Origin of the sequence: Cryobacterium sp. PH29-G1 (assembly GCF_030063365.1) — a bacterium.
In the GTDB taxonomy this organism is placed as follows: domain Bacteria; phylum Actinomycetota; class Actinomycetes; order Actinomycetales; family Microbacteriaceae; genus Cryobacterium.
This window is the reverse complement of sequence record NZ_JASISY010000016.1, coordinates 43,925-66,040: the sequence shown is the minus strand read 5'-3', so window position 1 is coordinate 66,040 and position 22,116 is coordinate 43,925. Positions and strand designations below refer to the sequence as shown.

Below are 22,116 nucleotides of genomic sequence, written 5' to 3'. Positions count from 1 at the left end.
GCGAATGACGACTCCCACCGGGCTGATTCTCGGCCTCGACATTGGAACTTCCAGCACCAAGGGTGTGCTCGTCGACCTCGGCGGTCACATTGTTGCGACGGCCACGCGAGCGCATGAGCCCAGCCGGCCACACCCGGGCCAGGTTGAAATGGATGCCGACGTCTGGTGGCGCGAATTCGGCGAGATTGCGCGTGAGCTGACGGAGTCGGCATCCGCTGCTATTCTCGCTGTCGGTGTGAGCGGCATGGGCCCGTGCGTGCTGCTCACCGACGAGGAGTTTCACCCGCTACGCCCGGCGATTTTGTACGGCGTTGATACCCGGGCCGGCCAGCAGATTGAGCGGTTGAACGAGAAGCTTGGTGCCGAGGCCATTTTGCAGCGCTGCGGTTCGATGCTCTCCAGCCAGGCGGCCGGCCCCAAGCTGGCTTGGATTGCCGAACACGAACCGCAGGTTTGGGAACGTGCGCGGCATCTCTTTATGCCCGCTTCCTGGCTGGCCTTCAATCTCACGGGCGCCTACGTTCTGGATCACCAGTCGGCGAGCCAGACGACGCCGCTCTACGACACGCTGGCGCTGGACTGGTACGCGCCGTGGGCCGATCAGCTGCGCGGGTCGATCGAATTGCCGACGCTGAAATGGCCGGGCGACGCTGCCGGAACCGTGACCCGTGCGGCCGCGGCTGAGACCGGTCTGCCCGAGGGAATTCCGGTGATCGTCGGCACGATCGATGCCTGGACCGAGGCCGTCAGCGTGGGGGCGCAGCACCCGGGCGACCTCATGCTGATGTACGGAACGACGCTCTTTCTCGTGAACACGAGCGCAACGCGCTGCCTGCACCCGGCACTCTGGGGCACCGTTGGAGCATTCGAGGGCACCTATAACTTTGCCGCGGGCATGGCCACCTCGGGCGCCATCACGGCGTGGCTCAAGAACCTGTTCGGCGACGTCGACTACCCCGTGCTGTTGGCCGAGGCCGCCGCATCCCCGCCGGGTGCGAACGGGCTGCTCATGCTCCCCTACTTTGCCGGCGAGCGCACTCCCATCAACGATCCCGATGCCCGCGGCGTCATTGTGGGCCTCACGCTCAGCCACACGCGCGGCGACCTGTACCGTGCGGCGCTCGAGGCCACTGCCTTCGGCATTCGGCACAATATCGAGCAGATGCGTGCGGCCGGCGCGACCATTGACCGTATTGTTGCCGTCGGCGGCGGCACCCAGGGCGGCTTGTGGACTCAGATCGTTTCGGATGTCACCGGGCTCGTGCAGGAGATCACCACGACGTCGATCGGGGCCAGCTTCGGCGCGGCTTTTCTGGCCGCAGGGTTGGTGGGCGCGACGCCGCTGGGCGGGACGCCGCTGGGCGCGACCAGTATCGAGGCGTGGAACCCGGTGTCGCACCGGATTACCCCGAATGCGCTGACGACGGAGCGCTACGACGCATTGTTTGCGAGCTACCTGCAGCTGTATCCGCAGACGAAAGCGCTGGCGCATGAGCTCGCCGAGGTGCAGCGCGGGAGCTGACCGGGCGCGGGCAGCCACTCGGCCAAGCACCACAGGCGTCGCGCGGGAGTTACGCCAGTACGCGGGACTTACGCCAGCCCAGGCAACCACTCGGCCAAGCACCGCAGGCCTCGCGCGGGACTTGCGCCAGTACGCGGGAGCTGCGCCAGCCCCGGCAACCACTCGGCCAAGCACCACAGGCCTCGCGCGGGAGTTACGCCAGTACGCGGGACTTACGCCAGCCCCGGCAACCACTCGGCCAAGCACCACAGGCCTCGCGCGGGAGTTACGCCAGTACGCGGGACTTACGCCAGCCCCGGCAACCACTCGGCCAAGCACCACAGGCCTCGCGCGGGACTTACGCCAGTACGCGGGACTTACGCCAGCCCCGGCAACCACTCGGCCAAGCACCACAGGCCTCACGCGGGAGTTACGCCAGTGCGCGGGAGTTATACCTCCCGCGCACTGGCGCAAGTCCCGCGCGACGCGTTCGCGGTGCTCGACGAGGCGGGACGGGGCGGTGCGGGACGGTGCGGGACGGTGCGGGACGGTGCGGGCTAGTCCTCGGGGTCGAGGGGGTCGAGGGGCGCGTGGTGGTCGAGATTGTCGATGCCGCGCTTCCAATAGCCGCTGAGCTGGGCCTGGTCTCGGCCTAGCCCGCGCTCGGAGCGCAGGTGACGCCGCACGGCAATGAGCAGCCGGGCCTCCCCCGCCGCCCAGACGAATGTTCCGTCGTCTATCGCTTGGGCCCGAACCGTATCGAGCAGCGCGTGGTCGTCAACGACGTGGATGCTGGTCGCCGGGTGCTCGCGGTGGAGGTCGGCGGCCCAATCACCAGGCTTGTCGGTAGGCTCGTCGCCAGGCGCGTCGGCGGGCAGGCCATCCGCGAGGTAGGCAACGAGGTCGGCGATGGCCACGTTTCCACTGGCCACGTCGCCGCCGGCGATCACCACGGTCACGGCTACCTCGGCGGGTAGGGCTTGGAGCCAGCGGGCGGTGGCGGGGAGGGCGGTGGCATCCGCTATTAGCAGCGCAGAGCGGATGCCAGCCGGCACCAGCCGAGACCCGCGCGGCCCGCCGATCTCGATGGTGTCGCCGATCGCGGCGCGGCTGGCCCAACCGGTGGCGGGGGCAGCGTCGGCGTGCAGCACGAAGTCGATGTCGAGTTCGCCGCCGCTACCGTCGGCGGCCGGGCGATACTCACGCGGGGTGAAGTCGCGCGCGGCGGTTTCGCGCTGGGTGCCCGGCTGGTCGTCGCGCTGGGTGCCCGGCTGGTCGCCGCGCTGGGTGCCCGGCTGGTCGTCGCGCTGGGTGCCAGACTGGGCGCCCGACTGCTGGCCAGACTGGGTGCCCGACTGGTCGCCGCGCTGGGTGCCCGGCTGGTCGCCGCGCTGGGTGCCAGACTGGGCGCCCGACTGCTGGCCAGACTGGGCGCCCGGCTGGTCGTCGCGCTGGGTGCCCGGCTGGTCGCCAGACTGGGCGCCAGACTGGGTGCCAGACTGGGCGCCAGACTGGGCGCCAGACTGCTGGCCCGGCCGACCGGACGGGTTGCCGCCAGGATGCTGGCCCAGGGGAAAGAAGATCTTGATGTGGTCGTCGGGGCCAGTGGCGGTGAATCCCGCAAGGTCGGCTCCCACGAGGGTGATGCGCCGCAGGGTGGGCGAGAGGTCGCGCACGGCGGCGACCTCCAGCAGGCGGCGCACGAGCGGATGACGAATGAGCTCACGGGTGGCAAAGTCGGTGGGGTTCATGGGTGCCTTTCGTTGAGTCGCACCGGAGTGCAGAACAGGTGTGCAGAACAGGGGTGCAGAATAGGAGTGCAAGGCAGCGGGCGCCGAACAGGGGTGCAGGGCAGGGGCGCGGAACAGGAGCGCCGAACCGGAGTGCAGAACAGGTGTGCAGAACAGGGGCGCCGAACAGGAGTGCAGAATGGGGGGGCGGACCGGAGTGCAGAACAGCGCAGAGCACCGGGCCGCCGAACATCAGGCGTAGTAGACGCCGATGCGGTGGCCGTCGATGAGGTGCACGCCCACGTCGATGCCGAAGATGTCGTGCAGCGGGCCCTGGTCGATGACCTGGGCCGGTGACCCCTGATGCACAACCTTGCCGTCTTTCATGCCGATGATGTGGTCGCTGTGGGTGGACGCAAAGTTGATGTCGTGCACGACCATCACGATGGTCTTGCCCAGCTCGTCGGCCGCCCGCAGCAGCAGGCGCATCATGGCGGCGGCGTGGCTCATGTCAAGGTTGTTCAGCGGTTCATCGAGCAAGACGTAGTCGGTGTCCTGGCAGAGCACCATCGCTACGAAGGCGCGTTGGCGCTGACCGCCCGAGAGCTCGTCGAGGTAACGTTCGGTGAGGGCTCCGAGATCCAGGTAGTCAATGGCCCGGTCGATCTGATCGCGGTCCACCACCGTGAGCCGGCCGCGCGAGTGCGGGTAACGACCGAACGCCACGAGGTCGGCCACGGTGAGCCGGGCCGCAAGGTGGTTCTCCTGCCGCAAAATGGCGAGGTGTTTGGCCAGCTCGCCGCTCTTCGTTGCCGCGACGACCCGACCGTCGACCGTGATCGTGCCGGCGTCGGGCGTGAGCAGCCGGGCCACCATCGAGAGCAGGGTGGACTTGCCGGCGCCGTTGGCACCGATGATCGATGTGATGCCGCCGCGCTCGATCACCAGGTCGACGGCATCCACTACCGCGGTCGTGCCGTAGCTCTTGGTCAGGCCCACGATTTCGATCATGGCCGGGCCGCCCGAGTGACGAGAAAGATGAACACGATTCCTCCGATAAATTCGATGATGACGCTGAGCACGGTGGCCAGCCCGAAGACGTGCTCGAGAATGGTCTGCCCACCCACGAGGGCGATGACGGCGAGCACCACGGCCACCGGCAGGTTGGCCGCATGCCGGTGGCTGCCGGTGAGTTGGTAGGCGAGGCTCGCCACGAGCAGCCCGAAGAACGTGATCGGCCCCACCAGAGCGGTCGAGACCGATACCAGCACCGAAACGATCATCAGCAGTCGCAGCACCAGTCCGCGATGGTCGGCGCCCAGCACGGTAGCCAGATCGCGGCCGAGCGCGAGCACATCGAGGTCGCGGCGCAGGCGCCAGAGGCAGTAGCTCGCACCGGCCAGCAGCACGGCGGCGATGAGCAACAGGTCGGAATCGACGGCATTGAAGCTGGCAAACAGGCGGTCCTGCAGCACCACGAATTCGTTGGGGTCAATAATGCGCTGAAAGAAGCTGGCGACGCTGCGAAACAGCACCCCGCAGACGATGCCCACGAGCACCAGAATGTGCAGGCTGCGCCGCTTGCCACCAAATAGCCAGCGAAAGAGCAGGGTGGACAGCGCCACCATGAGCACCACCTCGCCCACAAACTGGGCCACCGGGGGGATGGTGGCCAGTGCCGCGGAGCCCACGACGAACACCAGCACGGTTTGGATCAGCACGAACAGGGCGTCGAAACCGAGAATAGACGGGGTGAGAATGCGATTCTCGGTGATGGTGTGAAACACCACCGTCGAGACGGCAATGGCGAATCCCACCATGGCCAGGGCCGCGAGGCGCCGACCGCGTAGTTCGAGCACGAAGCCCCAGTCACCCCGGGCTCCCACCGTGAGAAAGGTGACGATGGTCACGGCCAGCAGCGGCAGCAGTACCCAGGCGAGCAGGCGCATCCGCTTGGCGTGGGCTGAGACGGGCGCGAAAATGTGCGCCACCACGCGCGCCTCAGCCAACGCGGGCCCGCTTTCTCAGCAGCAAAAAGAGAAACAGTGCGGCGCCGACGACGCCCACCACGACCCCAATGGGAATTTCGTAGGGAAAGCGGATGACGCGCCCCACGATGTCGCACACCAACACGAATCCGGCCCCCAGCACCGCCACCCACGGCAAAGACCGGCGGAGGTTGTCGCCCATGGCGAGGCTGACGACGTTGGGCACGACCAGGCCGAGGAAGGGCAGGGCGCCGACCACCACGACCACCACGGAGGTGACGATCGACACCAGGATGAGCCCGATCGCGAGGGTGCGCCGGTAGTTCAGCCCGAGGTTGGTGGTGAATTGTTCGCCAAGGCCGGCCACCGTGAAGCGGTCGCCGGCGATATAGATGGCCACGGTGAGGGCGGCGACGATCCAGAGCAGTTCGTAGCGCCCGGCGATGACGCCGGAGAAGTCGCCGGTCAGCCACGCCGAGAGGGTCTGCATGAGGTCGTGGTCGAAGGCGACATAGGTGGAGACCGAGGCGATGACGCCGGAGAGCATCAGGCCGACGACCGGAACCAACACCACCGAGCGCAGCGGCAGCGCGCGCAGGATGCGCACGAACACCAGCGTCGAGGCGAGCGCGAAGACCGATGCGACGAGCATTTTGCCGATCAGGGGCATGCCGGGCGCCAGAATCGTCACGGTGAGCAGGCCCAGGCCGGCGGCCTCGGTGGTGCCGATCGTGGAGGGTTCCACGAAGCGGTTGCGCACGAGCATCTGCATGACGAGCCCGCAGATGGCCATCGCCGATCCGGCGAGCACGATGGCCACGGTGCGCGGCACCCGGCTCAGGAGGAACACCTGCAGGGCGTGACTGTCGGTATCCGCTTGAAACAGGCTCAGCGGGGTGACATCGCTGACTCCCACGAAGAGACTCACCGCGGCGAGCGCCAGCACGGCGCCAATCGCTGCGGCGAGCGCGACGCGGCGCCGACCGGGGTGCGGGGTGGCGGCGGGCGATGGGGGTGCGTTCGTCGCCACCCGTGCGGATGCTTTCGCTTGCGTGGCCGAAGTCATCGCTGTTTTCACCGCCGCCGAGCCTGTCGCGGTCACGGAGCCAGTGCGGTGGCGACCTCGTCGGTCATGTTCTGCAGGTTGCTGAGGCCACCGTTGACGATGTACCAGGCCACTGGGTCGACGTAGACGATCTGGTCGTTCTGCCACGCGGAGGTCTCGTGCACGATGGCGTTGTCGAGAACCTCGTGGGCGTTACCGGTGCCGCTGGCGATCGCGGAGTCACGGTCAACGACGAACAGCCAGTCGGGGTCGGTCTCCAGCAAGAACTCGAAGGAGACGGCCTCGCCATGGGTGGCGGCCTCAACATCGGCGACGGCGGGGGTCACCCCGAGGCTGTCGTGCAGAAAACCAAAGCGCGACCCGGGGCCGAAGGCGCTGATCTCACCGGCATTGGTCATCACGATGAGGGCGGTGCCGGCGTCTTTAGCCAGGGCGGTGACCTCGGCAACGGAGGCGTCGAGCGAATCGACCATCGCGGCCACCTCCGCCTCCTTGTCGAAGATCGTGCCAAGCGTCTCTGCCCCGGCGATGACGGAGGCCGCAAAGTCAGCCGCGTCGTTGGAGAGGTCAATCGTGGGCGCGATTTTGCTCAGCTCGGGATAGACCGCGGCGGAGCGCCCGGCCACGATGATGAGGTCGGGATTGGCGGCGTTGACGGCTTCGTAGTCGGGCTCGAACAGGGTGCCGATGTTCTCGTACGCGTCGGTGTTGAACTTCTCGAGCTCGCCGGGCAGGTTGGCTTTGGGTACTCCGAGTACGTCCACTCCGAGGGCATCGAGCGTGGTCAGGGCGGCGATGTCGAAGGTCAGCACCCGGGTCGGGTTGACCGGTACGGTGGTCTCCCCCTGGGCGTGAGACACGGTGACCTCGGCGGTTTCTACCGCTGCGGGTGCCGGCTCGGCCGAGGTGCATCCCGAAACGAGGAGGGCCAGGGTGGCGGCTGCGGCCACGGCAAAGGCGGATCGCTTCGCGATTTTAGGGTTCTGTGTACGTGGTGCGGGGACTGACACGGTGCTCCGTTCAAGGAGGGAAGGGTGGGCTTACTTAGGATAGCCATACCTAATAGCTGAGAGCAAACTGTGAACGACATTGCGCCGGCGGCCCGCCAGCAGAGCCCTCTGGAGCGGTATCGGGGGTTCGGTAGGCCGGGGCCTTGTGGCGGGGAGCGGTGTCGGAGTAGGCATCCGTTTCGATACGCAAACTCGGACATTTCTGCAACACGCCGCAATTGGCAGCGCCGAAACACGGAGTGTCGTAAATTCCGCCGAGGTTACGTGCACCGATCCATCGCGTAGCGTGAGGCTCATGTCTCCACACCGCACAGCCACAATCACATCTGCGCGGATAACTGTATTTCTCGTTGCCGTCGGGGGTGGAACGACGCTGGTCATACTGCTGGCGCATTGGATGACCAACTCCTGGGCTGTCGGCGCTACCGCTGGTGCAATCGCCGCTGTGCTGTCGGCGACGATGTACCCGATCGTTTTTCGGAAACGCGGAGTACGGGTGAGTGCTCGAGCTCGAAGCGAACAGCCCGATACGGCTCATACCCCGACGCGGCCGCAAATGTACCTATACCTCGCGCTTTACGCGTTCGCGCTCGTTGGGCTTGAGCTGGTGCTTCTTGCCGTCGAACCGGTACTCGGAATTCGCGCAGATAGTCTGCTCGCGCAGATCGTGCACTGGTCGCTCACTATCTTTGTCTGGGCGGGCGGTGCAATCGGCTTAACGGCGTGGGCGCGGCGGCGTACCGATTTCAAGCTGCGCGCTGATTCAGAAGCCCCAATCGGCGCCGCACGATGGTCGACTGTTGCCACCCTGGTTATCGTCACGTTGGTCGCCCAATGGGTGCTTCGGGGAGGCGTGCTTCCCCCCTTCGCAGAGCACACTACACTCGCGGAACGCTTCGGCGACGCGGGGACAGTGGCTTGGCTGGTGCAAGTCGCCTACTACTTCGCCGAACTAGTCGTCATTGTCTTGATCATTGGATTTGGACAGCGGGCGGGCGACCGGTGGTTTCAACCGGAGTGGATCCCCTGGGGCGGGATCATGCTGGCCATGACTTGGGGCCTGGTTCACTTCCTCACCCAGGACCCCTCTACTGGGATCTACGGCGTCGCTCTGTCCCTGGTCATGGGAACGATTTATGTTCTCACCGGCAAAAGTCTCCTCATTACCTACCCCATCCTGCTTGTGATATTTATCCTCTGACCACGTCAAACAGTCGGTAGCCATCAGATCGAACTTCTCATCGCCGCTGTGGGGACGTCTCGCACGGCCGGCCTGAGCCGAGCCGCGGCATCCGTTTCGATACTCAAACTCGGACATTTCTGCAACACGCCGCAATTGGCAGCGCCGAAACACGGAGTGTCGTAAATTTCGCCGAGGTTACGTGCACCGATCCGTCCGCGCGGACCAGTAGCGCGCGGGTTAGAGCTGGGCGACGAGGGCGCTCAGGGTGGCGGCCGTGTAGGTCGGGGCTTCGAAGTAGGGCGGATACGTCTCATTCAGGCGGTTCAACCAGCCGGTGCGCAGGCCCGCCTGGGCGGCACCGTGAATATCCCAGGGGTGCACGGCGATCAGCAGCATGTCGGCGGGCCGCACGCCGCAGGCATCCGCCGCGTATTCGTACGCCGCGCGCACCGGTTTCCAACCGGGAGCGTCCTCCACCGTGAGCAAAGCCTCGAACTCCCCCACAAGGCCTGCCCGGGTGAGCAGGGTGCGCGCCACCTCGGCAGACCCGTTAGAGAGAGTCACCGGGCGAATTTTCGCCTCTTTCAACAAGCGGATGCCGTCGGCGATATCCGGGTGCAGGTCCAGCGCCGCGAAGCCCGCCATAATATGGTTCACGGCATCGTCGAGGCTGCCAGTGAGCTCCCCGGCAGGCAGCATCTGTCGCAACAGGTGCGGGCCGATCACCGAGAATTTCGCGGCCCCACCGGCGGCAGCGAGCGCGAAACCATCCCGCAGCAGCGCAGCGAACCAGGCCTGAGCCAGGGTGGCCGGGGCGCCGACCTCGACGAAACGCTCCCTCAGGGGCGACATATCGGAGAGGGTCTCGTTGACGTCGAAAACGATCACGGTCGGGGTGCGATTGGTCATTGCCGGTCCTCTGCGGTGGGTGGGATCACCAGGGTGGCCAGCTTGGCACGAAAGGTGACGTCACGGTAAGTGACGATACGGGCCGGCGATCATGCCGTCTTTCGGGCAACCTCGTGCAGGGCTGCGGTGTCCTGAATGATGATGCGGCCCCGACCCTGCCGAATCAGACTGCGGGCGGCGAAGTCGGCCATCGTTTTGCTGGTCGATTCCCGGGTGGCGCCGAGCAGTCCGGCCAGCTGCTCGTGGGTGAGCCGCACGACGAAGGCATGACCGAACCGGGGCGGAGGCGCCGCTTCGGCGAGCTTGAGCAGGGTACTGGCCACCCGTGCCGCCAGGGGACGGAGCGCCAAGTCGGTGAGGCGTTCCTCGAGCCGGGCCACCTGGTCACCGAGCAGCCGCGAGATACGCACGGCGATGCGCGGGTCGGAGAGAAAATACTGCTCCACCTCGGCGACGCTGAGCTGGCAGATCGCGGCGTCTTCGATGGCCTCGGCGTAGTTGTCATACATCCGCTGCCCGACCAGGAGCATCTCACCAAATACCGCGCCGGGTTCCAGAATGGCCATGGTGAGGGCTTTGCCGTCTTCGGTCACGCGAAAGACGCGCACCCGGCCGGATTTGAGAATAAACAGCGCCGTCACCGGCTGGCTTTGGCTGAAGACAAACTCCCCGGCCCGAAACAGGTGGGCCGGGGTCATCAGATCCATCGCCGCGATCTCAGCCGGCGAGAGGTCCGCAAACAGTTCCACCTCGGTGAGGCAGCTAAACGGTTCGGCGGGTGTGGCTGTCAACGGGTTGACCTCTCGTACGTGCGGCGACCACGGGCGAGTGTCCCCGGTCGGGGCCGCGCTGAGCGTGTCACCGCAATCGTCACGCACGGCCCTTGAGCACGCGCACGGCGACTAGTCCCAGAATAACCCCGAAGATCAGGTGTCCCATCAGCGACAACACGGTGGTCATATCCATGCTGAAGACGGGCATGCCGAGCATCAGGGGCATCATCACGAGCGGTCCGAGAACCCACCAGATGGCGCCGTAAACCATGCCAACGAGGGCGCCGCGGCCGTAGCTGGTGAGCAGGCTATTGCCAAACAGCACGGTGAGCCCCAGGCCGATCATGATGGAGATCATGAGGTGCATGGCGAAGCCCACCATGGCAGAAGTTGAGCCGGCCATCGACGCGATGGTGGTCAGCATCCCCATCATCGCCATCATCATTCCAAAGACCACGCCGCCAGCTAATCCACCCACAACTCCGGCGAGGATGCGCCGGCCGATCGTGGCCGAGGTGGCGGTGGGGTGGTGCGCAATTGCGTGTGCAGTGGACATGAGCGTGAGCCTTTCGTCAGGGGAATGTGCTTAGTACCTGAAGGTATTCCGCGGGCCAACAACAGTTCTGCGATCTGGAATACACAACGTCGGAAAGGTTGTCGTTTCATTTTTCGGCCGAACCGCACGACGAAGGAGGAGTATGGAAGGATGACTGCACAGCCCGCTCTGCAGCCGCCCGGCGGAGTACTGCGGCGGTTATTTCACCTGCCCGTGTACCTCTTTCACGCCCGCCTGGGTTTTCTCTTCGGGCACCGATTTCTCATGCTGGTGCACCGGGGACGCAAATCAGGGAAGACCTACGAGACTCCCCTGGAAGTCGTGCACTATGACCGAGCGTCACGGGAGGCCATCGTCGTGGCCGGGTGGGGTGCCAAATCACAATGGCTGCACAATGTTGAAGCCGGGCTGGCGCAGGAGATTTGGATCGGGACCGCCCGGTATGTTCCTTCCATGCGCCAACTCGGGCTGCATGAGGCCGAGGTGGTGTTCGAACACTATGAAAAGCACAGCGGTATCCCCCGTCGCATCGTGCAGCGGGTGCTCAGCCGACTCCTCGGCTGGCAGTACGACGGCTCTCCCGAAGGGCGCCGCCGAGTCGTACAAGAGCTGCCACTGATCGGCTTTCGCCCGCAGGAAGCCAGCGCCGACGACCGGTAGTCGAGCAACCCGGTCAGAGACCCAGGGTCAGTAGATCGGCGGGCGGTGTCTCGCCGGCGGCATCGGCGAACGCCCGAAAGGCGTGTTCGACCGCGGCCTGTTGCTGCGCGGTCAGGGCCGCGAGAATCTCGGAGATCTTTTCGCGGCGCCGCTCGGTAACCTCGTCGACCAGCCGCCGGCCGCTCGGCGTAAGCTCGAGCAGCACCTCGCGCCGGCTGCCCGGACTCGAAGCGCGTTGCACCCATCCCCCGGCCACCATGCGATCGATGAACCGGCTGAAAGTGGAGGGCAGCGCGCCCATCCGTTCGGCGATCGCGCCCATGCGGGTCGGCCCAGCCGTGCTGAGCACGACGAGCACCCGAAACTGCGGCAGGGTGACCACTTCCAGGGCCGTCACAACCGAGCGGGCCACCACTCCGAGCAGGGCGCGCGAAGCGTCGAGAGTGGCGTCGGCGGCGCGCGTTTTAGCGCTGGCAGCAGCATCCATTGGTCGAGCTCCGTTCCTGACGGGTGATAGCCTAACTCTTGCATAAATGCAACAGTTGCAACATTACACATTTTGGAGCCCTGATGGCGCAGCCCACTCCGCCTTCACCGGGACGAGTGTTTGTCTGGCTGCAGTCAGCCCGAGAGTTCGTCGATCGCGCCACTCACGGCTCCGGTCGGCTACTCATTATGGCGGTCGTGGTCGGTGCCGGCGTCGGTCTGGCCGCGGTGGCTTTTCGCTGGCTGGTGGCCACCGCTACGGTGATCTTTACCGGAACAACCGACTACTCGGCTACGGAGGGGCATCCGGCTCACCCCTGGCTGCCCTGGCTCGGTGGTGCGTTCGTTATTCTCGCCCCGGCGGTCGGCGGGTTGCTCTACGGGCCGCTCGTGCACAAATTCGCCCCCGAGGCCCGCGGCCACGGTGTGCCCGAGGTCATGTACGCCATCACCAAACGCGGGGGTCGCATTCCGGGCAAGGTCGCCATCGTCAAGTCACTCGCCTCGGCCATCACCATCGGCTCGGGTGGGTCGGTCGGCCGCGAAGGGCCAATCGTGCAGATCGGTTCCGCGCTCGGCTCCACCCTGGGCCGCTTCGTGCGGATGCCGGAATCACAGTTGCGCACGCTCGTCGCCTGTGGCGCGGCCGGCGCCATTGCCGCCACCTTCAACGCGCCGATCGCCGGGGTCTTCTTCGCCCTCGAACTGCTGCTGCGCGATTTCGCCGCGCGGTCGTTCGGTGTGGTCGTGCTCTCCTCGGTCACCGCCTCGATCGTGGGCCGGTCCATTTTGGGCGATCACCCGTTTCTCACCCTGCCCACGTTCAGCATCGTTGACCCGTCACAGTTCGCCCTGTTCGCGGTGCTCGGGCTGCTGGCCGGGCTCACCGGAGTGGGCTTCACCAAGGTGCTCTACGCCGTCGAAGACCTGTGCAACTGGGCCTGGCACGGGCCGGAATGGTTGCGCCCGGTGGTCGGCGGCCTCTTTCTCGGCCTGCTGCTGTTCGCCCTGCCGCAGATGTACGGGGTGGGCTACCCGGTGCTGGAAAAGGGAGTTCAGGGTGGGTACGTCTTCGGCTTCTTGCTGCTGCTGTTGGTGGGCAAGGTCGTGGCCACGAGCCTCACCATCGGCATCGGCGGATCGGGCGGCGTGTTCGCGCCCTCCCTGTTTATTGGCGCCATGCTCGGCGCGGCCTTCGGCCAGGCTGCCGGAGCCCTGTTTCCCGTCTACGCCGGGCAGACCGGAACCTTTGCACTGGTCGGCATGGGAGCGGTTTTCGCCGGTGCGACCCGGGCGCCGATCACGGCCACCATCATCCTGTTCGAGCTCACCGGCGAATACTCCATCATCCTGCCGCTGCTGCTGGCCATCGTCATCTCGACGGGCGTCTCGCGGGTGCTCAGCAAGGACACGATCTATACCCTCAAGCTGCGCCGCCGCGGGGTGAGCGTCGATGGCGGGCCGGGCGGCATCCTCTTGCATTCAACGCTGGTGCGCGAGGTCATGAGCGATGCACCCGACCCGGTCAGTTCGCGGCTTGCTGCCGCCGAGGGCGCACGGATGCTGCTCGCCACCGGCAAGCGTGCCCTGCCGGTGGTGCATCAGAGCGGGGAATTCATCGGGATTGTCACGGTCTCTGCTATCTCGGACGCGCTCGGCAACGACGATGACGCCGCGAGCATCACACTGAGCAATCTGATCGAGGTGCCGGTGGTGGCGCACCCCGAGGTCACGCTCGATACCGTGCTGGATGCGGTGCTGGCCGCGACCGAGAGCGACGGCATCCCCGTCGTCGATGCCGAGGGGAAACTGGCGGGCTGGCTCACCCCCGATGCGGTGCTTCGCCGGCTCACCGATAAGCCCGTCGGCCAACGCGCCTAGCTCATCCGCTTTGAATGTTGATGCGCACGGTGCTGCCACACACGTTTTCTGCCCTCAGCCTGCGACCCGTTGGTGGTCCCGCCAACCATCCTCACCAGCCAGGTGTAGCCGGCCATCTGGTTGGTGACACTCGCTGGCGCGGGGCGGAGGTGCGGTTGACGCGTTCGACCTGCCGGTAGGCCGGGCAGTGCGGCTGCTCGCGCGGGCGAGATGCCGCATTCGGCCCCATGATCTTCGCGAGATGCCGCATTCGGCCCCATGATCTTCGCGAGATGCCGCATTCGGCCCCATGAACCAGTCTCAAGGGGCCGAAGCTGCCCCCTCGCGTTCGGGCGGGCCGCCCCATGGGGCCGAAGATGTCCTCTCGCGTGTTCCCCGATCCATGAAGATCGCGCCCTGGCCCGGATAGCTTGGTCGTTGAGGCGAGCTTCGCCCTCAGCACGGTAGTGGCGCACCCACCGATCGGCACACTGCCGGGAGATTCCGAGTTGCTTGCCGGGTACAGCTAGACGATAGCGTCGGCGTGGTGCGTCTCCGGCTTCATTTCGATGAGCTGGATGAGGTTGCCGCAGGTGTCGTCAAAGACCGCAACGACGGCGGTGCCCACATCGGTGGGCGGCAGCGTGAACACCACGCCCCGGCTGGTCAGTCTGGCGTGCTCCACCGTGAGGTCATCGACGGCGAATTGGGCTAGCGGAATGCCGTCTCTCATGAGCGCGTCCCGATAGGGCTTCACAGCAGGGTGCCCCGCCGGTTCGAGCAACAGCTCGGGACCATCCAACGATTCGGGCGAGACGACGGTGAGCCAGAAATCGTCGCCGAGGGCAATTTGCTGCCGCTTCTTAAAACCGAGCACCTCGGTATAGAAGGCGAGGGCTGCGAGCTGGTCGGTGACGAAGACACTCGTCAGGGCAATTCTCATCGTTCGCTCCTTTCTTATGGGCAATTGATCTCGGCTGGGTCACAGCGGATGCCGTCACCCTCGCTTGTGACGCACGCTTCTCAACCGGATCGACGAGTAGGCAAACAGTGCGCCCAGGCCGGCGTAGACGGGCGCAATGGCGATGAACGCCCCCACGTCGGTCCGTGGTGCGGCGGTGAACGCGAGGGATACGGCCTGCCCGAGAAAGAGCGCTGAAAACACGAAACCCGAAGTTGGTTGGGCGGTCATGCGCCACCAGGCCCTCGGCGCGGCAACGGGCTCGCCCTCGCCCCGAAAAGTACGCACCGCAAAGCCAACCACTGCGAGGAGCAACATTACGGTCGCCGCTGCCGCCAGAGGCGGCCCTGCCACCAAGGCTACGAAGAGAACGATCAAGGGACCGACTACATACGCGGCGACGACGTAGCCGATCTTCGTTGACGTGCTGGTGATGCGAAGTGACATACGTTCCCCAAACTCGGCTACGCGGCCATCGGACAGGCTGCCCCGGGAGCCTGATTTCCCGATCCTTGGCAGGAGTCTATCCGGGGTGACGGGCAGACGGAGAGTGCGGGTATCCGCGTCGCGTGTACAGCGCTTAGGGCGTTGCTACCAGAACCAGAACAGCCAAGAGGAGCGGGATGACGGCCGCGGCGAAGAACAGGTACGACAGCACTAAGCCAACGGTCGAGGCGCGCTCCCGACCTTCCCGGTGTCGCGCCACATGACCCACGATGATGCCGACGATCGGCACGAGATAATCCAAAACGGTCGCGAGGCCGATCACGAACACATTGCCGGGCAGCACCCAGGCCACGAGAATCCACCCCAACACATAGCTCACCGTGGCGAGAACGCCCAGCCAGAACGCCGCGCGACTGAGGGAGCGGGTCGCGCTTGGCGTACTTCGGTTCGACAACGTTTCAGAAGATGCGCCCATGACCCAACCCTACAAGGCGCAATTTCGCGACGGCAAGCCGGATGCGCCTGCGCGAGCACCGTCAAGCGGTCCCCAATAAGTCATCTTTCGCCCGCGTAGGCTTCCCGGCTACCGTGGAAGAATGGCACGAACCAACGGGGACGGGATGTGGTCAAGATGTTCATGGGCGGCGGAAACGGTCAGTGGGTACGCACCCGCAACAAAGAAGGCGCGAAGGCCTTCCTGCAGGAACGAAAGATGGAGTCCGAACGTCGTCAGGCCGCCCGCACTCGATCCCGCGCGTTCTGGAGCGCGGCGCGTCGCCGCATCCGCTCTATCTGGCGGCGGCTGCGCGGCTAGTCCTCTCCACGAGGAGGTCGCCGAAACGTCCCCGCTGGGCGGCGACGCCGTCACGGCGGTCGAGCGCAGTGGATGCGGAGCCCTACCGCCGTTTGCGGCGTTTAGCCGATCAGAGATGAATTTTAATCGCGCTCAGTCGGATACGTTCGATAGATGAAAGCAATTGTGATCCGCGAACCAGGTGACCCTTCCGTACTTGAACTAGCCAACGTTGACCAGCCCACAATGGGGCGTCGCGACATAGTCGTAGATGTCCATGCGGCAGCCGTGAATCGTGCTGATGTCAGCCAGCGACGGGGCACCTACCCGCCGCCGCCAGGTGCCCCGCTGTGGCCCGGGCTGGAAATCTCTGGAATCGTCAGCGAAGTAGGAAATGATGTCACCCTGTTCTCCGTCGGCGACAGGGTGTGTGCGCTGCTGGCTGGAGGCGGATACGCCGAACGAGCCGTCGTCGATGAGCGTCATGCGCTTCCCGTACCGGCTGGAGTTGATCTCCTGGATGCGGCGGGACTGATCGAGGCGATCACCACGGTTTGGCACAACGTCTTTATGTTGGGCGAACTCAAACGCGATGATGTTCTCCTCGTTCACGGCGGCTCTAGCGGCATCGGCACGATGGCGATTCAGTTGGCTGGCGCCTTCGGTGCGCGTGCGGTCGTCACCGTCGGGTCGGCCGAGAAAGCGGATGCCTGCCGCAGCCTCGGAGCCGATCTGGCGATCGAGTACCGCGAGGAGGCCTTTGAGTCGCGGGTCGTTGAGGAGTACGGCGGCGCAGATGTCATTCTCGACTCGATTGGAGGAGGGTATCTGTCCCGCAATCTCACAGCCCTCCGCACGGACGGTCGCATCATGAATATCGGCAACCTCAGCGGCGAAGAAGGCACCCTCAACTTTGGGGCACTGATGCGAAAACGGGCAACGATCCGGTCAACCACCCTCCGTTCGAGAAGCATCGAAGACAAGGCCAACATCGTCGCAAGCGTGCGCAAATCTGTTTGGCCGCTCGTGGAGAGCGGCGAGATTCGCCCCGTGATCTTCGCGCGCTTCCCCTTGAATGAGGCCGCGGCGGCGCATCGTCTGCTGGAAAGTTCCGGCCACATCGGAAAGCTCCTGCTGATCGTCGAACGCTAAACGGCAAGACGACCGCAGCCCCACGACAAGTGGGGCTGCGGTCGTCTTGGCTTTATTGACGGCTGTGCGCATACTCACCGCCGGACTTAGAACGCCACGCAGCTAAGGCCCCATTCTCGGTCGTCGCACGCAGACCTCAGGAATCGATATCGACTGACTCGGCCGGAATCACCGGTGCTGTTTTCTTACGACGTTTCAGCCGCGTACCCAGCACCTTGTAGAGGATGCCCAGGGCGATCGCGCCGAAAATTAGGGCTGCGGCTGGATCCGTCACGAAGATCTCGAGACTTCCACCCGAGATGAGCATGGACTGACGGAAGGACTTTTCCAAGATCGGTCCGAGCACGAAAGCCAGCACGAGCGGGCCGGGATCAAAGCCTGTTTTGTTCATGAGCCATCCCAGCACACCGAATCCTAGGACAACCCACATATCGAACGGGCTGTTGTTGATCGAAAAGACACCGATCATCACGATCAGCAGCGCAAACGCAATCAGAATGCCGGTACGAACGCGGAGCATCTGAACGAAGACGCCCACCAACGGGATATTCAAGACCAGAAGCATCAGATTGCCGATGTACATGGAGGCGATGATGCCCCAGAACAGGTTGGGTTGCTCGGCTATCAGCTGCGGTCCCGGGGTCATCCCGTGCATCAATAGCGCTCCGAAGATAAGGGCCAGCACCACGTTGGAGGGAATGCCCAGAACGAGCAGCGGAATAAACGCCGAAGTCGAAGAGGCATTGTTGGCCGTCTCCGGACCGGCCACTCCCTCGATCGCTCCCTTGCCGAATCGCGACGGGTCTTTTGCACGCTTCTTTTCCATGGCGTAGGAAGCCAGCGAGGAAATAACGCCACCACCGCCCGGCAGCACACCGATAAAGAACCCCAGCACAGATCCGCGAGCGATGGCACCCGAGGATTCCTTCATGTCTTTGCGTGATGGCCAGATGTTCTTGATCTTCACCTTGATGGCCTGGCCGTGTTCGCTCTTCTCCAAGCTGTGGAGCAGTTCGCCCACACCGAAGAGGCCCATGGCCACCGCCACAAAATCGAATCCGCTCAGCAGCCCAACGCTGCCGAACGTGAAACGGCTAGAGCCGTCAATCGGATCCTGGCCAACTGTCGAGAGGGCCAGTCCGAGTCCGGCCATGCAGAGGCTCTTGATCGTGGAACCTGTACCGATCGACGTCACGAGAAACAACCCAAGCACCATCAGCGCAACGTACGCTGCGGGACCCATCGCGAGCGCAACGTTTGCCAGCATCGGGGCAAGAAAAGTCAGGCCAATGATCGACACCGTGCCGCCGATAAACGAACCAATAGCCGCAATACCGAGCGCCGTACCAGCTCGGCCCTGCTTCGTCATTTGGTAACCGTCGATCGCAGTCACGACGGAGGCCGCTTCGCCGGGCAAACGCAACAGAACCGAGGTGATGGTGCCGCCGTACATCGAGCCGTAGTAGATGCCGGCCAGCATGATGATCGACGTCGTGGCATCCATCGTGTAGGTGATGGGTAGCAACAATGCGATGGTCGCCGTCGGCCCCAGCCCCGGAAGAACACCAATAGCGGTGCCGATGACGACGCCAATGAGCACGAAGAGAAGGTTCGTCGGTTCGAAGGCTACCGAAAATCCCAGAGTCAAACTATCTAACGTATCCATATCAAATTCCAATCCAGGACAGCGCATTCAGCACGATGTCCTGGGGGAAGGGCACACCGAGCAACTCAGCAAAAAGTAGGTAGGACGTAGCGGAGCCAACAATCGAAAGAATGATGGTGGGGATCCACCTCTCTCCGCCGAAAACCTTGAGCCAAAGCACAAGCATCAGAATCGCCGGGATGATGAAGCCGATGGTCTCGAACAGGATGATGAACACGCCCAGGCTCACTATGCCCCCGATGACCCCCAAACTTCGGCGGTTCCATGCCTCGAGCGGTATCTGCTCGGGAAAGAGCGTCAAGATGCCGCCCGTCAGCGCGATGACGAACGACACGACGAAGGGCCAGAGACCCGGTTGCGGGTGCTGGAGCGAACCCACCGAGAGGTTCCACGCGCCGATCATTGCGGCGACACCGACGATGAACAAGACGAGCGCGGGCAGGCGGTTGAGACCTGCCCTACGCGGCAACGTCTCGTCTTCGCTTCGCTCCAGGCGTTGGCCCGCTTCCAAGATTGAAGTAACCATGAAGATCTAACCTTCTGTTGAGTGTTTGGCCCAAGAACCATCCAACGGTTATTAGCCGACGAGCGGCTCGTAGCGGGTCTGCATGTCAGCAAAGACTGCCGCGGTTTCCTCGGCGTTAGAGAACGTGTCCGGCACAAAACGCTCACCGATCTGATCGATGACCTCCTGGTCCTGTGTGCAGGCCTCAATGCCGGATTCCAGCGTGGCGACGATGGCGTCCGGGAGACCCTTCGGGCCGAAGAGCCCATAAACGGAATCCGTGAAGAAGCCCTCGTATCCGAGTTCCTCCATGGTCGGTAGGTCCGCGTAGGTCTTCGATCGTTCCTGGCTTGCGGCGGCGAGGGGCACGAACCCACCGTCCTTGACATGCGCCGCGACGTCCTTGTGGTCGTTGATGAAGACCGCGTCAATATGTCCACCAAGGAGGTTGGTGATCAGTTCCGCGCTACCGGAAGTCGGTACAACCGCGAATTCAATATCGAAGTCCTGTTGGAGCTTCTTCAGCTCGATTGCCAGGGAACTCGTGGCGCCGGGGACACCCATGGAAATGGTGCCCGGATTCTCCTGAGCAGCCTGAAAGAGCGACTCCGCATCCTTGAAGGGCGAGTCCTTTCCGACGGCAAACATGGTGGGGATCTTCGCCATGGTGCCGATAGCGGTGAAATCGTCCATGCTGTACGGCAGCTCGTTGAACATAGGGTTCAACACCATGGGGCCATTGGTACTCAGGCCGACGGTGTATCCGTCCGGTTTCGCGCTGGCCAGCTGCTGCATGGCGACGGCACCGGCACCGCTGGACTGGTTTTCCACCACGAAGGTACCCCCCAGACCTTGACTCAGGCACTGGGCCATCGCCCGCGACGTCACGTCGGAGGGGCCGCCGGCAGCGTAGGGCATCAAAAACTTGACCGTCTTCGCGGGGTAGCCCGCATCGACGGCTTCAGCAGTACCCGCGGCTCCGCATCCCGTCAGGGACACTGCCACACCGACGCTGAGGATTACTGCGGCGGATGTAAAAAATGTGCTTTTCAAGTTGAACCTCATTGTTCTCGATGATTTTGATAGTTCAATCCGTATGGATTGGACTATCAGTAAATCATAACTGTGATTCCTGACACAACCGGGTTTGGCTGATCTATGAAACGGTTTTGACGGGTTGCAGGGTTGCCTCACGGGCTGATTCGGCGCACTCGGATTCCCATACCCGAACCTGCCTGGCACTGCGCGGTTTCATGTACGCATCCCACAACCTGCCCGTGGAAAGGAAGCGGAAGGTGTCAACGAATGCGAGCGCGCCGGGGATGTAGACAGTGCGATCACGGCGGATGATCGCCGCAACCAGCCGAGCGGCGCACGCGTCCACATCCGTCACCACGTTGAACGGCCACGGCAGGGATCCACTCGTTCCCGATCGGGTCGAGCTCCCCGCGATCATCCCCGTCGCGATCCACCCCGGATGGGCAACGCCGACAGTGACACCCTTATGCGCGACTTCCAGCCGCAGGGCGCCACCCAAAGCCGCGACCCCCGCCTTTGCAGCGGCGTACGCATTCGCCCGGGGTAGATTCTTGAATACCGCTGCGGAACTCATCAGCAGGAAATGTCCTCGACTCGCCGCGACCGCCTCCAAGGTGGCCTTTATGGTTCTCATGACGCCGGTGAGGTTCACGTCAATGATCCGCGCCAGTCGTTCGATGTCCGAAGCAAGAACCGTCGACGCGCTGCCGATACCCGCATTGACGACGACGACGTCGATGCCCCCGAAGCGCGCGATGGCCAGTTCCACAGCAACGTTTAGAGAATCGCTGTCGGTGACGTCGGCGGTAACCCCCAAGTGCGATGGCCCGAGCTCGCTCATGAATTCAGCCAACGCCGCCCGGTCGCTGTCGACGATAACAAGCGATGCGCCCCCGGCGGCGAATCGCCGAGCCGTTGCCGCCCCGATACCTTGACTTCCACCGGTAATAAAAACCGTTCGGCCGGTGCAATCCGTGACCGCGCTACGCGTACGCGCTGCCTGCCATTTGGATGCCCAGCTTCTAACCCATATAAGAGCCGCCGTTGACATCCAGGGTCACCCCCGTTACAAAATCGCTGCTCGAGTCCGCCAGATAGAGAACGGCCCCGGCCACATCGGTTGCGGTGCCGAGGCGGCCGGTGGGTATGCGCGTGGCATATTCTTGGTTGACTTCGTCGGAAACGGAGGAGGCCATTCCGGCGTCGATTCTGCCCGGCGCCACCGCGTTGACGGTGATGCCAAAGGGTGCCAGTTCGCGGGCGAAGCTCCGCGTGAGTCCGAGCAGGCCAGTTTTGGTCGCCGCGTAGTGAACACCCCCGAGCCGACCGCCGTCACGTGCCGCAAGCGAGGACATGTTCACGATTCGGCCGTAGCCCAATTTCTTCATACCCGGTGCCACAGCCTGGATACCTAGAAATGGCCCCGTGAGGTTGACGGCAAGGACCTTGTCCCATTCATCCCGGTCGATCTGGTCCCCCGGCACTTTTGCGCCGTTACGTTTTGGCGATATACCCGCATTGTTAATAAGGACGCCGACTGGCCGTCCGAATTTCTCGGCCGCCGTAATGACGTGGAGCCAACTTTCGGTGCGGCTGACATCCGCGACGATTCCGACAAGCCGGCCCCGTCCCTGCCCTGCGGTGTCAGTATCGGCCGCCATGACGGCGTCGCTCATGTCGACGGCTACGACGTCGTCACCGCGGGCCAAAAATGAGGTGACAATTTCGTTCCCAATGCCTCCGGCTGCTCCGGTAACAATCACGGTTCTCGGTGAATTTACGGCGAGGTTCATAGAATTCCTTTCACGATTATCATTTTGGGCGCACCACAG

Annotated in this window: 24 protein-coding genes; 6 read left to right on the top strand and 18 right to left on the bottom strand. The window is 64.1% G+C overall.

Annotated elements, in window-relative coordinates:
* Positions 1-4 precede the first annotated feature (4 nt).
* Positions 5-1,522, top strand: a complete 1,518-nt coding sequence (locus tag QMK22_RS15865; protein WP_283498624.1) for an FGGY-family carbohydrate kinase — start codon at positions 5-7, stop codon at positions 1,520-1,522.
* Positions 1,523-2,058: 536 nt separating this feature from the next.
* On the opposite strand, the gene QMK22_RS15860 is transcribed toward QMK22_RS15865, so the two are convergent.
* The 5 genes from QMK22_RS15860 to QMK22_RS15840 form a co-directional block, all read right to left on the bottom strand.
* A complete protein-coding gene (locus QMK22_RS15860) occupies positions 2,059-3,252 on the bottom strand; it encodes a siderophore-interacting protein (protein ID WP_283498623.1) in 1,194 nt (397 codons plus the stop codon).
* Between the two features lie 231 nt (positions 3,253-3,483).
* Positions 3,484-4,242, bottom strand: coding sequence for an iron ABC transporter ATP-binding protein (locus QMK22_RS15855; RefSeq protein WP_283498622.1), 759 nt, complete (start codon positions 4,240-4,242; stop codon positions 3,484-3,486).
* Positions 4,239-5,222, bottom strand: a complete 984-nt coding sequence (locus QMK22_RS15850) for an iron chelate uptake ABC transporter family permease subunit (protein WP_283498621.1) — start codon at positions 5,220-5,222, stop codon at positions 4,239-4,241. The genes QMK22_RS15855 and QMK22_RS15850 overlap by 4 nt, the downstream gene beginning before the upstream one ends.
* A 10-nt stretch (positions 5,223-5,232) precedes the next feature.
* The gene (locus tag QMK22_RS15845) at positions 5,233-6,285 is read right to left on the bottom strand and encodes an ABC transporter permease (protein ID WP_283498620.1); all 1,053 of its coding nucleotides are present in this window, start codon (positions 6,283-6,285) and stop codon (positions 5,233-5,235) included.
* 32 nt (positions 6,286-6,317) lie between these two features.
* Positions 6,318-7,295 (bottom strand): siderophore ABC transporter substrate-binding protein, encoded by a 978-nt coding sequence (locus QMK22_RS15840; protein WP_283498619.1) that lies wholly within the window; start codon positions 7,293-7,295, stop codon positions 6,318-6,320.
* Positions 7,296-7,692: 397 nt separating this feature from the next.
* Between QMK22_RS15840 and QMK22_RS15835 the strand changes: the two genes are divergently transcribed.
* A complete protein-coding gene (locus QMK22_RS15835) occupies positions 7,693-8,496 on the top strand; it encodes a hypothetical protein (protein ID WP_283498618.1) in 804 nt (267 codons plus the stop codon).
* Positions 8,497-8,715: 219 nt separating this feature from the next.
* On the opposite strand, the gene QMK22_RS15830 is transcribed toward QMK22_RS15835, so the two are convergent.
* The 3 genes from QMK22_RS15830 to QMK22_RS15820 form a co-directional block, all read right to left on the bottom strand.
* Positions 8,716-9,387, bottom strand: a complete 672-nt coding sequence (locus tag QMK22_RS15830; RefSeq protein ID WP_283498617.1) for a haloacid dehalogenase type II — start codon at positions 9,385-9,387, stop codon at positions 8,716-8,718.
* 89 nt (positions 9,388-9,476) lie between these two features.
* Positions 9,477-10,178 carry a Crp/Fnr family transcriptional regulator gene (locus QMK22_RS15825; RefSeq protein WP_283498616.1) on the bottom strand — a complete coding sequence of 234 codons (702 nt, stop codon included), beginning with the start codon at positions 10,176-10,178 and terminating at the stop codon, positions 9,477-9,479.
* A gap of 79 nt (positions 10,179-10,257) precedes the next feature.
* Positions 10,258-10,716 (bottom strand): hypothetical protein, encoded by a 459-nt coding sequence (locus QMK22_RS15820; RefSeq protein ID WP_283498615.1) that lies wholly within the window; start codon positions 10,714-10,716, stop codon positions 10,258-10,260.
* Between the two features lie 150 nt (positions 10,717-10,866).
* On the opposite strand from QMK22_RS15820, the gene QMK22_RS15815 reads away from it, so the two are divergent.
* On the top strand, positions 10,867-11,376 hold the full coding sequence (locus QMK22_RS15815) for a nitroreductase family deazaflavin-dependent oxidoreductase (RefSeq protein WP_283498614.1): 510 nt from the start codon (positions 10,867-10,869) through the stop codon (positions 11,374-11,376).
* A 13-nt stretch (positions 11,377-11,389) separates the two neighbouring features.
* Here QMK22_RS15815 and QMK22_RS15810 read toward each other — a convergent pair whose 3' ends face one another.
* Positions 11,390-11,863, bottom strand: a complete 474-nt coding sequence (locus QMK22_RS15810; protein WP_283498613.1) for a MarR family transcriptional regulator — start codon at positions 11,861-11,863, stop codon at positions 11,390-11,392.
* An 83-nt stretch (positions 11,864-11,946) separates the two neighbouring features.
* Here QMK22_RS15810 and QMK22_RS15805 point away from each other — a divergent pair, with 83 nt between their 5' ends.
* Positions 11,947-13,743: a chloride channel protein gene (locus tag QMK22_RS15805; RefSeq protein WP_283498612.1), complete on the top strand. Its 1,797-nt coding sequence runs from the start codon at positions 11,947-11,949 to the stop codon at positions 13,741-13,743.
* Here QMK22_RS15805 and QMK22_RS17625 read toward each other — a convergent pair.
* The 4 genes from QMK22_RS17625 to QMK22_RS15790 all read right to left on the bottom strand — a co-directional run bounded on the left by QMK22_RS17625 (position 13,740) and on the right by QMK22_RS15790 (position 15,605).
* Entirely contained in the window at positions 13,740-14,225 is a 486-nt protein-coding gene (locus tag QMK22_RS17625) for a hypothetical protein (RefSeq protein WP_502857882.1), read from the bottom strand. The genes QMK22_RS15805 and QMK22_RS17625 overlap by 4 nt on opposite strands.
* A gap of 23 nt (positions 14,226-14,248) precedes the next feature.
* On the bottom strand, positions 14,249-14,665 hold the full coding sequence (locus QMK22_RS15800; RefSeq protein WP_283498611.1) for a VOC family protein: 417 nt from the start codon (positions 14,663-14,665) through the stop codon (positions 14,249-14,251).
* Positions 14,666-14,719: 54 nt separating this feature from the next.
* Complete coding sequence (locus tag QMK22_RS15795) at positions 14,720-15,130, bottom strand: hypothetical protein (protein WP_283498610.1); 411 nt, start codon at positions 15,128-15,130, stop codon at positions 14,720-14,722.
* A gap of 133 nt (positions 15,131-15,263) precedes the next feature.
* Positions 15,264-15,605 carry a hypothetical protein gene (locus QMK22_RS15790; RefSeq protein ID WP_283498609.1) on the bottom strand — a complete coding sequence of 114 codons (342 nt, stop codon included), beginning with the start codon at positions 15,603-15,605 and terminating at the stop codon, positions 15,264-15,266.
* A 147-nt stretch (positions 15,606-15,752) separates the two neighbouring features.
* Between QMK22_RS15790 and QMK22_RS15785 the strand changes: the two genes are divergently transcribed.
* A complete protein-coding gene (locus tag QMK22_RS15785; RefSeq protein WP_283498608.1) occupies positions 15,753-15,944 on the top strand; it encodes a hypothetical protein in 192 nt (63 codons plus the stop codon).
* A gap of 153 nt (positions 15,945-16,097) precedes the next feature.
* Complete coding sequence (locus tag QMK22_RS15780) at positions 16,098-17,075, top strand: NAD(P)H-quinone oxidoreductase (protein ID WP_283498607.1); 978 nt, start codon at positions 16,098-16,100, stop codon at positions 17,073-17,075.
* A 136-nt stretch (positions 17,076-17,211) separates the two neighbouring features.
* Here QMK22_RS15780 and QMK22_RS15775 read toward each other — a convergent pair whose 3' ends face one another.
* The 5 genes from QMK22_RS15775 to QMK22_RS15755 all read right to left on the bottom strand — a co-directional run bounded on the left by QMK22_RS15775 (position 17,212) and on the right by QMK22_RS15755 (position 22,077).
* Positions 17,212-18,741 (bottom strand): tripartite tricarboxylate transporter permease, encoded by a 1,530-nt coding sequence (locus QMK22_RS15775; protein WP_283498606.1) that lies wholly within the window; start codon positions 18,739-18,741, stop codon positions 17,212-17,214.
* A 1-nt stretch (position 18,742) separates the two neighbouring features.
* A complete protein-coding gene (locus tag QMK22_RS15770; RefSeq protein ID WP_283498605.1) occupies positions 18,743-19,267 on the bottom strand; it encodes a tripartite tricarboxylate transporter TctB family protein in 525 nt (174 codons plus the stop codon).
* A 51-nt stretch (positions 19,268-19,318) separates the two neighbouring features.
* Positions 19,319-20,299, bottom strand: coding sequence for a tripartite tricarboxylate transporter substrate binding protein (locus QMK22_RS15765; RefSeq protein ID WP_283498604.1), 981 nt, complete (start codon positions 20,297-20,299; stop codon positions 19,319-19,321).
* Between the two features lie 103 nt (positions 20,300-20,402).
* On the bottom strand, positions 20,403-21,335 hold the full coding sequence (locus QMK22_RS15760) for an SDR family NAD(P)-dependent oxidoreductase (RefSeq protein ID WP_283498603.1): 933 nt from the start codon (positions 21,333-21,335) through the stop codon (positions 20,403-20,405).
* Entirely contained in the window at positions 21,307-22,077 is a 771-nt protein-coding gene (locus QMK22_RS15755; RefSeq protein WP_283498602.1) for an SDR family NAD(P)-dependent oxidoreductase, read from the bottom strand. The genes QMK22_RS15760 and QMK22_RS15755 overlap by 29 nt, the downstream gene beginning before the upstream one ends.
* Positions 22,078-22,116: the final 39 nt, after the last annotated feature.